The organism is Frankia torreyi (assembly GCF_000948395.1).
In the GTDB taxonomy this organism is placed as follows: Bacteria; Actinomycetota; Actinomycetes; order Frankiales; family Frankiaceae; genus Frankia; species Frankia torreyi.
Map to the genome: position 1 here is coordinate 1 of NZ_JYFN01000025.1, position 13154 is coordinate 13154.

10 protein-coding genes, 1 tRNA gene and 4 pseudogenes are annotated in these 13154 nt (G+C 72.1%); 6 read left to right on the forward strand and 9 right to left on the reverse strand.

The window, feature by feature from the left end; translation table 11 throughout:
• Positions 1-1346: 1346 nt before the first annotated feature.
• The 8 genes and pseudogenes from FF36_RS36385 to FF36_RS16265 all read right to left on the reverse strand — a co-directional run.
• Positions 1347-1565: pseudogene (locus FF36_RS36385) on the reverse strand (conjugal transfer protein TraC); the annotation flags it as partial.
• A gap of 494 nt (positions 1566-2059) precedes the next feature.
• Positions 2060-3910, reverse strand: coding sequence for a VirB4 family type IV secretion system protein (locus tag FF36_RS16245; RefSeq protein WP_044885936.1), 1851 nt, complete (start codon positions 3908-3910; stop codon positions 2060-2062).
• On the reverse strand, positions 3907-4619 hold a 713-nt coding region (locus tag FF36_RS40015), incomplete at its 5' end, for a hypothetical protein (RefSeq protein ID WP_277912945.1). The genes FF36_RS40015 and FF36_RS16245, both read right to left, overlap by 4 nt.
• Before the next feature lies 1 nt (position 4620).
• A pseudogene (locus FF36_RS38155) lies at positions 4621-4875 on the reverse strand (PrgI family protein); the annotation flags it as partial.
• Between the two features lie 252 nt (positions 4876-5127).
• Positions 5128-5552: pseudogene (locus FF36_RS41490) on the reverse strand (hypothetical protein); the annotation flags it as partial.
• 17 nt (positions 5553-5569) lie between these two features.
• Positions 5570-5777 (reverse strand): annotated as a pseudogene (locus FF36_RS41495) (hypothetical protein); the annotation flags it as partial.
• Positions 5778-6253: 476 nt separating this feature from the next.
• Complete coding sequence (locus tag FF36_RS38165) at positions 6254-6970, reverse strand: pilin (RefSeq protein WP_242422552.1); 717 nt, start codon at positions 6968-6970, stop codon at positions 6254-6256.
• Positions 6967-7677: a hypothetical protein gene (locus tag FF36_RS16265; protein ID WP_052681168.1), complete on the reverse strand. Its 711-nt coding sequence runs from the start codon at positions 7675-7677 to the stop codon at positions 6967-6969. Before FF36_RS16265 ends, FF36_RS38165 begins: the two co-directional genes overlap by 4 nt.
• Before the next feature lie 457 nt (positions 7678-8134).
• Between FF36_RS16265 and FF36_RS34240 the strand changes: the two genes are divergently transcribed.
• The 5 genes from FF36_RS34240 (at position 8135) to FF36_RS38175 (ending at position 11946) form a co-directional block, all read left to right on the forward strand.
• Positions 8135-8755, forward strand: a complete 621-nt coding sequence (locus FF36_RS34240; protein ID WP_128423323.1) for a hypothetical protein — start codon at positions 8135-8137, stop codon at positions 8753-8755.
• Positions 8752-9419 (forward strand): TRM11 family SAM-dependent methyltransferase (locus FF36_RS16275; RefSeq protein WP_242422553.1); only part of this gene is annotated, 668 nt, incomplete at its 3' end. The genes FF36_RS34240 and FF36_RS16275, both read left to right, overlap by 4 nt.
• Positions 9420-9921: 502 nt before the next feature.
• The gene (locus FF36_RS16280) at positions 9922-10143 is read left to right on the forward strand and encodes a DNA-binding protein (RefSeq protein WP_082121976.1); all 222 of its coding nucleotides are present in this window, start codon (positions 9922-9924) and stop codon (positions 10141-10143) included.
• 264 nt (positions 10144-10407) lie between these two features.
• Positions 10408-11135, forward strand: a 728-nt coding sequence (locus FF36_RS38170; protein ID WP_422615094.1) for a site-specific integrase, incomplete at its 3' end; no start/stop codon positions are given.
• A gap of 316 nt (positions 11136-11451) precedes the next feature.
• Complete coding sequence (locus FF36_RS38175; RefSeq protein WP_242418781.1) at positions 11452-11946, forward strand: tyrosine-type recombinase/integrase; 495 nt, start codon at positions 11452-11454, stop codon at positions 11944-11946.
• Positions 11947-12003: 57 nt separating this feature from the next.
• On the opposite strand, the gene FF36_RS16290 is transcribed toward FF36_RS38175, so the two are convergent.
• Positions 12004-12076: transfer RNA gene (locus tag FF36_RS16290), tRNA-Lys, on the reverse strand.
• Between the two features lie 219 nt (positions 12077-12295).
• Between FF36_RS16290 and FF36_RS16295 the strand changes: the two genes are divergently transcribed.
• A complete protein-coding gene (locus tag FF36_RS16295) occupies positions 12296-13144 on the forward strand; it encodes an alpha/beta hydrolase (RefSeq protein ID WP_044885942.1) in 849 nt (282 codons plus the stop codon).
• Positions 13145-13154: the final 10 nt, after the last annotated feature.

The following is a 13154-nucleotide window of genomic DNA, read 5'->3' on the forward strand; positions in this document are numbered from 1 at the left end:
AGGGTCTTCACGCCGGGTCCGGCGTCGGGGATTCCGGCGGGGGGTGCGACGGCGGCGGCGCCGGCGCGGGCGAGGCCGGGGACGGCGGTGTCGACGGNCAGGTGNGCGAGCGCGGCGAGTTCGCCGACGCTGACGAGGTCGCCGCGGCGCAGCCGGCGGGCGGCCAGCAGCCGGGACGGGTCGGGGAGTCTGAGCCGGCGCAGATGGTTGTGGCCGGCGTACAGGGCGTAGGCAGTGGCCAGCGCGTGAGCGCGGCCCCGCAACGCCGCCCGCACCTGCAGGGTCTGCTGCGGGTCGGCCGGTGCACCCTGGGCGGCACTGTAGGCGACACGCACCTCGAAGCGGGGGCCGAGGGCTTTCTGGGCGATCGCCCGGGACTCGGCCGCGTCTTCCGGTGGTGTCGGGCCGACACGCAGGGTGCCCGACGGCCGGGAGCTGTGCGGGATGACCAGGTCGAGGAGGACCGCCCACGGGCGGGGGTTGGTCCGCTGTCCGCGGTGGCGGGCGGCGGCGCGGCGCGCCTGGGCGAGCCGGCGGCCGGTGACCGGACGGGCAAGGATCTGCACCGCGGCGGTCTCGTCGTCGTCCAGTTCCCCCGCGGCGCCCAGCAGGCTTCGTACCGGATCTCCCGGTGGTTCGGCGCGCAGCGGCAGCACGTCCGCGCGGCCCAGCCGCAGCACACCTCCCTCCGCCAGCAGCCCCCTTTTGCCGACGTGCGCGGCGGGGTCGGCGGGGGGCAGCGGGTCGACGGCGGGGCGCAGGGTCGTGGTGCGGGCGCCGGGCCAGGCGGCCTGCACCGCCCGTTCCACCAGCCCCGGCGGCACGGCCCCGGGCACCCACAGGCGAAACGCGGTGCCGGTGCGGTGGGCGACGATTTCGAAGGCGAGGTAGGGCTGGCCGTGGCGTAGTCGGGCCCAGAAGGGGCGGAGCAGTCCGCTCATCTGCGACCAGAACACTCCGGCCGCGTCGGGGTGGACCTCGGGGGGCATGAGGATTTCCACGGTGCGGGCGTCGGCGATCAGCGCGGCGTCCCGCGCGGCCCGCAGACGCCGCCAGGTCAGCGCCGCGGCCAGGACGAGCACGACCATGGGCAGACCGGCGGGCAGCCCCCACACGGCGAGCAGACGCGCCACGGCGTGCCCGAGAGCGGACGGACTGGCCAGCCACCCCACCGGCGCCCCAAGCGCGGGCGGCGGCGGGGGTGGTGGCGGGGAGTGTGGGGACAGGTCAAACGTCATCGACGAATCCCTTGACGTGATCGGGGAGGCATCGGCCGTGGGGCGCGACGCCCTGGGCTGCGCGAACGGCGCGGGGAAGGAGACTTCGGGTGACCGGGTGACCGCTGGTCAGAGCGGGTCGGCGTCGTCCGCCGGGGTGAGCGGGCGGCGGGCCTCGGTGTGCACGGGGCCCACCTCGGCGGCGGTCGCGGGGTGGGTGTGCCGGCGGGCGAGGTCCACCGGGTCTGTGGTGATCAGCTCGTGTTCGCGGGGGCTGGCCTGCGCCCGGAACAGCGCCCTGCGTCCCGCGGCGACGAGCAGCGCGTCCCCGGGGCGGGCGGCGAGCAGNTGCCGGTGCGGTGGGCGACGATTTCGAAGGCGAGGTAGGGCTGGCCGTGGCGTAGTCGGGCCCAGAAGGGGCGGAGCAGTCCGCTCATCTGCGACCAGAACACTCCGGCCGCGTCGGGGTGGACCTCGGGGGGCATGAGGATTTCCACGGTGCGGGCGTCGGCGATCAGCGCGGCGTCCCGCGCGGCCCGCAGACGCCGCCAGGTCAGCGCCGCGGCCAGGACGAGCACGACCATGGGCAGACCGGCGGGCAGCCCCCACACGGCGAGCAGACGCGCCACGGCGTGCCCGAGAGCGGACGGACTGGCCAGCCACCCCACCGGCGCCCCAAGCGCGGGCGGCGGCGGGGGTGGTGGCGGGGAGTGTGGGGACAGGTCAAACGTCATCGACGAATCCCTTGACGTGATCGGGGAGGCATCGGCCGTGGGGCGCGACGCCCTGGGCTGCGCGAACGGCGCGGGGAAGGAGACTTCGGGTGACCGGGTGACCGCTGGTCAGAGCGGGTCGGCGTCGTCCGCCGGGGTGAGCGGGCGGCGGGCCTCGGTGTGCACGGGGCCCACCTCGGCGGCGGTCGCGGGGTGGGTGTGCCGGCGGGCGAGGTCCACCGGGTCTGTGGTGATCAGCTCGTGTTCGCGGGGGCTGGCCTGCGCCCGGAACAGCGCCCTGCGTCCCGCGGCGACGAGCAGCGCGTCCCCGGGGCGGGCGGCGAGCAGTGCGGCGGTCTCGCCGTCGCTCAGCCCGCATGCCGCCTGCACGGCTGCGGCGGCGGAGCCGTCCTGACGCAGGAGGAGTTTGGTGGCGGCGTTCGCGATGATCGCGCGGCCTTCGTCGGTGCCGAGCAGGTCGCCGCTGTCCTGGGTGACCAGCGCGAGGCCGGCCCACCATTTCCGGGCGGCCTTGGCGAGGCGGACGAGGAACCGGGCGCCGGCCGGGTGGGCCATGAGCAGCCATGCCTCGTCGACGACCACGAGACGCCGCCGCCGCCGTGTGGGGTCGGCGACCTGCCGCCAGATCGCGTCCAGCACGAGCAGGGTTCCTGCGGCGCGTAGTTCCTCGGGGAGGGCGCGCAGCGAGTAGATGACGAGATGACCCGTGGGCGTGGAGGTGGTGGGCCCGTCGAACAGGCCCCGGTGTGATCCGGTGACGAACGGCGCGAGGAGCCTGGCGAGCTGCTGGCCGGCCGGCTCGGCCTGCAGCGCGGCGGTGACGTCGGCGAGCAGGGGTGCGGGCCGATCCCAGGTGGCCGGGTCCTGGCTGATCCCGGCGTGGGCGTAGGCGGCGAGCAGCGCCCGGTCCAACGCCGCCCGTCCCACCGGATCCTCGACCGGCGAGCCGGCGAGCGTGGCGATGAAGGTGTGCGCGAACAGTATCCGCCGTGTCAGTAGCTCCGGGTCGCTGCGGCCGTGGGCGGGCAGGTCCAGCGGGTTGAGGCGTACCCCTGGCGCGCCCAGGGACAGCTGTGTGCCGCCGACCGCGGTGGCCAGCGGTGCGTACTCGTCCTCGGGGTCGATCACATGTGCCTCGACGCCCTGGGCGAGACTCCGCACCACGTCGATCTTGGTGAGATAGGACTTTCCCGCGCCGGAGGTCGCCAGCGTGACGGAGTTGTAGTTCGCCCCGGCCCACCGGTCGTGCGCCACGACCCCGGTCGAGGACAGGTTCGGCCCGTAGACCACCGGTGCCGCGCCGGGGCGCAGCGGGTCGGGTAGCGCCACATCGGCGCTGGTGAAGGGGAATCCGGCGGCGACCGCGGCGGTGTCCATGGTGCGGGTTGCCTGAAGCAGGTCCTCGGCGAGGGGCAGGGTGGTCGCCCAGCCGGCGAGCATGCGGTAGCGGGCGGGGTGGACGGTCAGCAGGAGGCTGTGGGCGAGCGCGGTGACCCGTTCGACGTCCTCTGCCAGCTCGCCCACGCTGTCGGCGTGGACGGTGAGATACAGGCCGGTGGTGAACAGGCGGGCCTCGCCGCGGGCGAGACGGCCCGCGAGGTCCGCGGCATCATCAGCGGCCGCGTCAATCTCGGGGTCGTCGAGGCGACCGGCCGCGGCGGCCAGGCGCCGCCCTGACTCCAACCGGCCCCGCTGACGGCGCAGCCGGGCCGCGCCCACCGCGGCGGGGGTGGGCTGCAGATGCCAGGCCACGTCGAGGCGGCCCGGGTAGGCCAGCAGCGGCTCGAGCCAGCCGGTGGCGACCTCCCGGGGATAGCCGCTGACCAGCAGCGTCGCCGCGCACACCCCGCCGACCTGCACATGGTCCGCGGCCACGTGCAAGCTCGGGGTGAACAGCGCCGGTCCAACCAGCCGGGACGCGTCGCGCCCGGCGCGGCCCAGGCGTGCCCGGCGGCTCATCGGTCGGTTCCCGCCGCGCGCACGACACCGGAGGCGGTGACCCCGTCGGGTGGCACGGGCAGGTCGGGGTGGGCGGCGGTGGCCAGCAGCCGGCCGAGCGCCTCGCTGTCGAGGACCCGGACCCCGACGCCGGCGGTGGCCAGCACCCCGGCCGCGTCCTCCAGCTGCCGCAGTGCCTGGCCGGCGGCGGCGTCCCGACCGCCCCGCCCGGCGGGCACGGGCCGCCGTGCGGTGAGCAGGATCTGCCGGGCGCGCAACGCCCGACCCCGGCCAAGGTCGGCCAGGAACGCCGCCTGCTCCGCGGCCGCTTCCGCGAGCGCCGGATGGGCGTGCCGGCGGGCGTGCTCGTTCATCGCGTCGACGTAGTCGGTCAGGTCGAGGGGCACCGTGCGGACGGTGATCTGCAGCGGCCCGTGCAGCGCGTTGAGCAGGCGGGCGAACGCGGTCACCTTCGCCGCCCGTTCCTGCCCGGTCGCGATCGTGATGTTGGTGGCGTCGACCTCGGCGATCACGGCGACGGCGTCACCAAGGTCCACCACCCCCGCGCCGCCGCCCGCAGCGGTGTCGATGCCCGTCGCCAGGGGGCGGGCGGCCACGGGCTCCGGATGGGCGCCGGGCACGTTGGGAACCCAGCCCGGCACGGCGGGCGGCCCGCCTGTGGGCAGCGCGGTCTGCACCGGTGGGGTGCGCCGGTGGGCGAGGGCAGCGGNGGCGTAGCGGTCCAACGGCAGGCCGCCGCGCTGGCCGAGCGCGACGGCAACGCCGACGGCGACCAGCGGGCCGCACAACAGGATCACCACCGGCGTCGGCAGGTAGGGCCGGGCGACCCAGAACACCGCGGCGGCGAGCAGCAGCGGCGGTACGAGGACCGTGAGCTGACGGGCGGTCAACCCGGCGAGGATCTGATCCGGCCGGTCCACATCCGCCGGTATCCGAGTCCGACCTTCGGCAGAAGACAACGACATGAGGTGACTCCCCAAGGGGCGCGAAAGGAGAAGGAGAGAAAAGAGGGTTCCGGGAGGGATCTTCTCAACGTCGGAGGAAACTGAATGTCTCCTGAGACGGACGCGGAGCGTCAGAGGCCGACGGCTTTCATACCGGCGCGCAGCGCCTTGTATTTCACGATCGTCAGCACGGTGGAGGGGCCGCCGGTGCTGGCGAGCACCATCCGGGTGATCCANGCTTCCAGGCGCAGCGCGAGAACGAAGATGCCGCANCACAGCAGGATGTTGAGCAGGCTGCCGCTGTTGGGTGCGAGCGTGTGACCGGGGTCCGCGAGCAGGACCCGCAGCCCTACCAGCAGCAGCAGGGCATGGCTGACCTGCACGGCCAGGGCACCGGCCAGTGCCCGCCACCACAGCCGGGCCAACCCCGCGGTCTGCGGCAGCCCGTGCCAGATCAGCATCAACGGCGCGGCGACCGCGAGCATCATCAGTACCAGCAGCCGCACCGCCCAGCCGACGACGAGCGCGATCGCCATCGCCGCGACACACAGCAGAATCAGCACGATAAACGGCGCGGCCTTGTTCACCCGCAGCGTGGTCGTCAACACGGCGCCGATACCGTCCGCGGTGATTTTCTGTCCGGCCAGTGCCTTCGACAGACCGTTGGACAGGCTGATCGCGAGGCTCATCAGCGGCAGNCTCAGNTGCGCCATNNCGAATCCGACGACCAGGCGGGGGCCGAGGTCCTTCGCGGTCGTGCGGGTCTGCAGGGTGTCGTGGGCCATGGCGAGCATGCCGGCGGCGGTGAGCACGAGGAGCATGAGGCTGTCGGCGATCGCGATGTTGTCCCACCACATCTGGCGGATGGCGGGGCGTGTCGTGACGTCCTCGGTGGCCAGCACGGTGGCGCCGAGCAGTTTCATGACCGGCGCCAACGCGCCCTCGGCCAGGCCCGCCAGCCANCCGTTGATCGCGTCGGCGATCTTTCCGGGGATGTCGGTCAGCCCGCGCAGGAAGCCGGGGACCAGACTGAACCCCCCGCCGCCGCCGGCATTGGGGTCCGGGGAGGGGCCGGGTGAGGGCTGCGGGGTGACCGTCGGGCTCGGCGTGGTCGACGGCGTGAAGGGGGTCGCCGCCGGGGCCTGCGGCTGCGGGCTCGCGGCCGGCGGCGCCGGCAGCGGGTCGGCCACGGACGGCGTCGGCCCGGGGCTGACCGTCGGGGCCTGGGGTGTCGGGCTGGCGGCCGGTGGCGCCGGAGTTGTCGCGGCGGGGGTGGCGGCGAGCGCCGGGGACGCCGCGCCGGTCAGCCCGCCGAGCAGCCCGGCCATCGCACTCACCGTCACGATCCGCCGCCAGGCTGTGCCGCCGCGGCGGTGGATCTCCGGCGCTCGCCGTCGCATCAGCCGCCGACCACGGAGCGCAGCGCGGTCAGCAGGACCGGTGCCAGGATCGCCAGCGCGTAGCCGATCCCGGCGGCCTTGAACGACCCTTTCGCCCGTTCGACCTCCGCGGGGTCGCCGTTGGCGCCCATGTAGCGCAGGCCGCCGACGGAGGCGAACAGGGTCGCGGCGCCGGCGAGGATCCCTATCAGCCAGTTCCGCATGTTGGTGATCACCTGGTTGAGGTCGGTCACCGCCGGCACCGGCGCCGGCGGGGGTGCTGCGGGCCCGGCCGCGTGCGCCACGCCCGCGGCGAGCAGCACCGCCCCGATCACCGCGAGCACCGTGACCACGCCGACGACCAGACGCAGGCCCCGGGCCGGTGGCGCGCCGTGCCGGTCGAGCCGGCCGTCGCCGCGGTGTTCACCGTCGAGGGTGACCAGGACGAGGGCCAGGACGCCGCCGGCCGCGAGTTGCACCAGCCCCGCCGTGCCCCACACCCGCACCGGCACCACGGCTCCGCCCACCCGGCGGGTCAGCAGCGACAGTCCCACCGCCGCACCCGCCGCCGCGGCAGCCAGCAGCAGCCCTGCGACCCCCCGCAGCAGCCGGTGGGCCCACCTCGGTGCGGCGTCGTAGCGGCCCCGCGCCGCCGCGGTGATCCGCGCCGCGCCGCGGCGCACCACCTCGAGGCTGCGGGCGACGGCCAGAACCGGCGGGGAGACCGGGCGGCTCATCGGCTTGCTCCCGGCTGACGCGGACCCAGCTCGCCGGCGAGGACCGCGTGCAGCAGCCGTTCGTGGGCGACCGACAGCCGCAGCGCCCACTCCTCACCCGGCGTCACCGTCGCCGCGGACAGCACCGCCGGAGTCGCGCCCTGGCGGGCGGAGAGAACCAGCTTCGCCTCCGCGCCGCTGAGCACCCCGACGCGGACCGACTGGGCGAGCAGCCAGCGCAGCCCCGCACCCCACGGCCGCGGCGGCCAGGCCGCCGCCACCGGCACGCACGTCCCCACCGGCAGCCGGGGGAACTGCGCGCACGCGAAGGCCAGCCCGGCGCGGTAGCCGCCCCACACCAGCCGGTGTTCCACCCCGAGGCCCGACTCGCTGGCCCGCAGCGCCTCCAGGAAACCGGTGAGCACCTCACCGTCGAGATCCGCCCGCAGACCGGGGCGGCCTTCGGCCAACGCGGCGGAGAGGTGCCGCAGCATCGGTAGCGCGACCCCCACCGCCGCGACCAGCCAGCCTTCCTCGTCCTGGCGCTCTGCGATGTCCCGCCATACCGCCGCCCGCGCCCGCGCCGAGAACGCGGTGTCACCGAGAAGCGTCTGCAGTTCGACGATTCCCACCGGACGCTGCGGCAGCTCCTCGTGGACGTCACGGCCCTCGAGAACGCACAGGCCGCGTTCGGCTACCTCCGCGAAAGCGACGCCGGCGAGATCCAACGCCGTCGATTCTCCGCGTGCCGGATATCCGTTCACTGGTCTCCCTCGCTGTTCGTCAGAAAACGTGCGAGACCAGAACATCAAAAGCACCTGGCGAAACCGCTGACACCGTTGTCGAAATCCCTGACAGCGGCCTCCGTCATACGCAGGACGGGGGCCGGCCGGACCTGTCAGAAAGGCGCCCGTGCCAGCGGTTATCCCGCCGGACTGCCCGGGACGGAGGTATGGAGGGGCGGTTTTTTTCTTCGCTGGCACCGTAGGAATGTCAGCCGGTCCGCCAGCGACCTGTCAGGCGCTGTGGTCACCCCGTCGGTTGTGACGGAATCGGGGTGTCAGCGGCTCCGTCAGGACTGTCAGGGAAAAAGCCAGACGTTCGGGGTTTCCTCGGAACTGCCTCTCACCGGCCCGCCGCCGGTCCGAGACAACCTCCGCTGCTTTCCCCGAAGGAGACATGGCTGTGCCGTTCACATCGGGCACCACCGATCCCGGCCGCGAACCGGTCCCTCTCACCGTATGGACCACCCGCACCCAGGACGACGAACCCTTCTCCGAGGATGTTCTCGGTCGTGTTCTTGACGCCTACAGCCGTCGCGGTGACCTGGTCCTGTCCACCACCAGCGTCCCGCCCGCGGTCGGCGACCGGTGCATTACCGCCGGCCGACGTCACCGCACCGTGAACACCACCACCGAGGTGGACATCCTCACCGGCCACCGCCTGGACGCCGCCGCGCTCATCGTCGACCTGCACACGAGCACCGCCAGCCGCACCGTCCGCGCCGCTCTGTACGAGAAGATGGCCTTCTTGCTACGACCGGCCGGCATTCTTCTGATCGGGCTACCGCCCTCCATTCCCGACGGTGACCCTCTCACCGACACCGTCGCCGCCGCCCGCAGCGCCGGCCTGACCTACACCCAGCATCTCCTCACCATCCGCATTCCCCTGCCCGCAGGCTTTCTCACCCCGCCCGCGGACTGGGATCCAGCCGGCGACCCGACCCTGCCCACGCCGCTGCCACCGCTGCGCGTGCATGCCGACATCGCCGTGTTCACCCGCCCCACGGTTCGGAGCAGCCGTTGACCGCGACCAACCCGACTCCGCGGCGGGCCTACAGCCTCATTCCCGCCGGCCAGCAACACCCCCGCACCCAGCGCACCGGCCGTTACACCCCCACCTCCACCCAGCACCCCGCGCGCATGCTGCCCGCGCTCGCCCGCCACCTCATCGCCACCTACAGCCAGCCCGGCGACACCATTCTTGACCCGATGTGCGGTATCGGCACCACACTGGTCGAAGCCGCGCACCTCGGCCGGCACAGCCTCGGGGTCGACCTGGAATCCCGCTGGATCTCCCTCGCCCGCGCCAACCTGCGCCTCGCCCGCCAGCAAGGCGCCCACGGAACCGGCCGGCTTTTCCGCGGCGACGCCCGCCACCTCGAGCAGGTCATTCCCGCCGACTATCACGGCAGGATCAGCCTGCTGCTCACCTCACCGCCCTACGGGCAGGCCACCCACGGCACCATCGCCCTCGCCCCCGGCCACGGCGTCCACAAAACCGACTACCGCTATTCCGACAGCCCCGCCAACCTGGCGAACACCGACCTCGACGGTCTCCTCGACGGCATCGCCGCCGTTCTCCGCAGCGCCCACCGGCTCCTTTCCCCCGGGGGCATCGTCGCGCTCGCGGTCCGTCCTTTCCGCCACGCCGGCGCGCTGGTCGACCTCCCCGGCGCCCTGGTCGACCTNGCCGACGAGACCGGCCTGCACCTGCACGCCCGCGCCGCGGCCCTGCTCGCCGCCGTCCGCCCCGACGGCACCCTCGTCCCCCGCGCGACGTTCTTTGCCCGGCACAACATCCGCGTCGCCCGCGCCGCCGGCCACCCCCTCCATCTGATCGCCCACGAGGACATCCTCCTGCTGCGCACCCCTACCAGACCCGGCTGACAGCGGCCGCGACCTGCGCGAACAGGCAGCGCCGCCGCGGGGACGATGTCCGGCGCCGGGCTGACAGTTCGTTGGCGAAAGCCCTGACAGTTCGTTGGCGAAGCCCCTGACACCCCTGCCGCCGGGCACGCCGCACGACCCGGCGGCAGGGACCGCCTCGGCACAGCCCCTACTCGGCGCCCGCCGCCCGCCGGCCGCGTGAGGGACCGTGACCGTCCCCCGGCTGAGCCCTCCAGGCCGCGTACTCCGCGCCATCTCCCTCCGCCCATACCCCCGCCCTGCGAGGACCTTTTGGAGGTCCTGTTGAAGGAATGGACCGACGCGGACATCCGCCGTCTCCCCGCCGTCGTTGATCTCGTCACCGCCGGCGAAATCCTCGGGATCGGTCGCACCCAAAGCTACCGGCTCGCTAAAGCCGGGAAGTTTCCCGTGAAGATTCTCCGGATTGGTAGCCGATACAAGGTGCCAACGTCCCTCATTCGTCGGCACCTGTCCGTCGACGAGACCTCCATCGAAGACGCTTGACGCGGGATTTCGATAGAGCATCAATTGTATTGATGGTCGTCGCCATCGACCATGCCGACGATGTGTCATGGTTTCCAGTTCGTATCGGCCATGAATTATGTTCTCTGCCTCGTCTCATGCTGTTCTCTCTGTCAAACGACTCCGCGGTCCTTTCGAGCATGTGAAGGAGTGCTAGGTGTGGCGTCAGAAGATTCGCGTCCATACCTGTAAGGGTGAGGTGGATCGTCGGCTCCCCAATCTGGGATTGAAAGGATTCTCTGCAGGGTGGAAATTGGTACTGAGAAAAGGTGTGGCTGCCGTGGTACGGACGGCCGTCAGCTCGGAAAACGCTGCCCCAAGCTCAAGAAGAAAGATCACGGAAGGTGGTCGTATCGGATCCAAGTCCCCGATGATCTGCGGCCGCTGGTAGGCCGAGGGCAGATTCGGGGCTCTGGATACGCCACCGAAGAAGACGCACGGACGGACGCCGAGAAGGAAGTCGTCAAGATCCGTGCAGGCCGGCAGCATATCGGCCAGTTGACTGTCGGTCAGTACCTGGACGCCTGGCTCGCGGGAAAGCGGCGACTTCGCCCCACAAGCCGCGGGGGCTATGAGAGTAACATCCGCCTCTATCTGCGCCCCCTGCTCGGGGAACTGCCCCTCAAGGGTCTCCGGAAGAGCCACATAGATCAGATGATCGCACGGCTTGAGGTCGAGGGATCCGCTCCCGTGGAAGGGGGCAACGGTGCGATGAGAAAGTCTCGACCACTCGCTCCGAAAACGATCCTCGAGATCTTCGCGACGCTGCGAGCCGCGCTCAATGATGCAGTGGTCGAACGGTTGATTGACTGGAATCCTGCTTTGGGTGTGGAGATGCCGGAACAAGATGAGGAGGAGGTTGAACCGTGGGAACCCGAGGAGGTCGGCCGATTCCTGGACGAGGCCGCTGACGACCGCCTGGCCGCCCTGTACGAGCTGATCGCCATTCACGGGGTACGTCGAGGGGAAGCCTGNGGGCTGGNCGACACGGACGTTGACGCGGAGGCGTCGAGGCTGACGATCTGCCGGCAGATCGTCGAGTCGCAGGGCCGCCTAGGCGTGTGGCCACCCAAGACGAAGTCGGGAAAGCGGCCACTCGATATCGATCCGATGATGCTCGAATCAATCACGGCACGCCAGCTCGAGCGCGATGCCGAGCGCGACGCGGTCGGACCGGCATGGAACAACGGCATCCTGCCTAACCAGCGCGGGGAATTGGTACAGCTCGTCGGACTGATCTTCACCCGCCTCGACGGGAGGCACCTCTCGCCGGCGTACGTCACGAGCCATATGCAGGTGATTGCCCGTCGGGTGGGGCTGTGCTGCCAACTCGTGCGCCCGGCCAAACGGGGCGCAAAGACGCTGACGGTCGGCAAGCGGTACCGGGCGCCAGAAGGTGTATGGACGGTTTACCGGGATCGGGAGCCGTGCGGGCAGGTGACGGTGATCGGCTGCACCCGACGTCGCGGCTCCGGCGCGGTGCTACACCTCGCAGAGGCGCTGCCGATCGACCTGGAGACCGGCACGGAGCTCGGCGAGAAGCTGCTGTCCCGCAAACGTCTTCATGATCTTCGGCACGGGAGCGCGAGCATCCAGATCGCCGAGGGCGTGGACATCACCCTCGTGTCCAAGCGGCTCGGCCATGCCTCCCCTGCGATCACCGGCCGCCTGTACGCGCACCTGCTGCGCTCGGCCGGAAGAGAGGTTGCTCAAACCACGGCGAGCGCCATCCCGCGTCGTGCAGTGCGGGCGGCGCGCCCACACGACGCCCACAACGATCAATAGTCATGATCCGCGTGTGTGGGACCTACTAACCATGCAGCTAACACGCCTGTCACGGGGTGGGCCGTCAGGGACTCGAACCCTGAACTCGCCGGTTAAAAGCCGGCTGCTCTGCCAATTGAGCTAACGGCCCCGCGGGGCGATCCTACCCGGGTGGGGTGTGGTCCTCGAAGCCGCCGGCCATGGGGGAGCCGGGCCGAGGCGCCATCCTGGTGCGACGCGGGTCACAGTGCGCCGGACCGTCGCTTCCGTCGATGATGGCGATCTACGACCTCACCTCCTGCTTTCCGGACGCGACACGCCACCCGGGACGAGTCGGGGGACGAGCATCCGCGAGCGTCGAGGAGCCCACGTGAGCGACATCAGCCCGGCCGCCCAGTCCGAACCGAACGCCGCGAGTGCGGGGCGCACGATCGTCTTCATCCACGGGCTGTGGCTGACGTCGGCGAGCTGGCAGCCGTGGATCGACCGGTTCGCCGCCCGCGGGCACACCGGTCTCGCCCCGGAATGGCCGGGGATGGATCGAGACCTCGAGGCGTTGCGGAACGAGCCGACCGCCGACAACCACGTCGGCCTGGTCGAGGTGACGAACAGCTACGCGAAGGCCGTCGAGGCCCTGCCGGAGGCGCCGATCCTCGTCGGGCACTCGTTCGGCGGCCTGATCGTCCAGCTCCTGCTCGACCGTGGCCTCGGGGCGGCCGGGGTGGCGATCTCGCCGGCGCCGGTGAAGGGCGTGCTGCGGCTGCCGCTGGCCACGCTGCGCTCGTCGGCTCCGGTGCTGACGAAGCCGGCGACCCGCGGCCGGGTGGTCGGGCTGACCGCGGACCAGTGGTTCTACGCGTTCGCGAACACGGTCAGCCGGGCCGAGTCGGACGAGCTGTACGCGCGGCTGCAGGCGCCCACCCCGGGCCGGCCGCTGTGGCAGGCCGCGTTCGCGAACGTCAACCCGAAGGCGCCGAGCAAGGTCGACTTCACCAAGGCCGACCGGGCGCCGCTGCTGGTCCTCGGCAACGGCGCCGACCACACCGTCCCGGCGTCGGTGAGCCGGGAGGCGTACACCCGCCAGCGCAAGTCGGGGGCGATCACGGCGTACCACGAGTTCCCGGGCCGCCCGCATCTGACGGCCAGCGTGGCCGGCTGGGAGGAGGTCGCCGACCTCGCCCTCGCCTGGGCGCTGACCCCCCGCTCCGGCGAGGTCTGAGCTCGGCTCG

Excerpts from the sequence above, each read along its gene's own strand:
- FF36_RS16245 (WP_044885936.1), bottom strand. The coding sequence starts at position 3,910 with ATGAGCCGCCGGGCACGCCTGGGCCGCGCCGGGCGCGACGCGTCCCGG.
- FF36_RS38175 (WP_242418781.1), top strand. The coding sequence starts at position 11,452 with ATGCAGGTGATTGCCCGTCGGGTGGGGCTGTGCTGCCAACTCGTGCGC.
- FF36_RS38165 (WP_242422552.1), bottom strand. The coding sequence starts at position 6,970 with ATGAGCCGCCCGGTCTCCCCGCCGGTTCTGGCCGTCGCCCGCAGCCTC.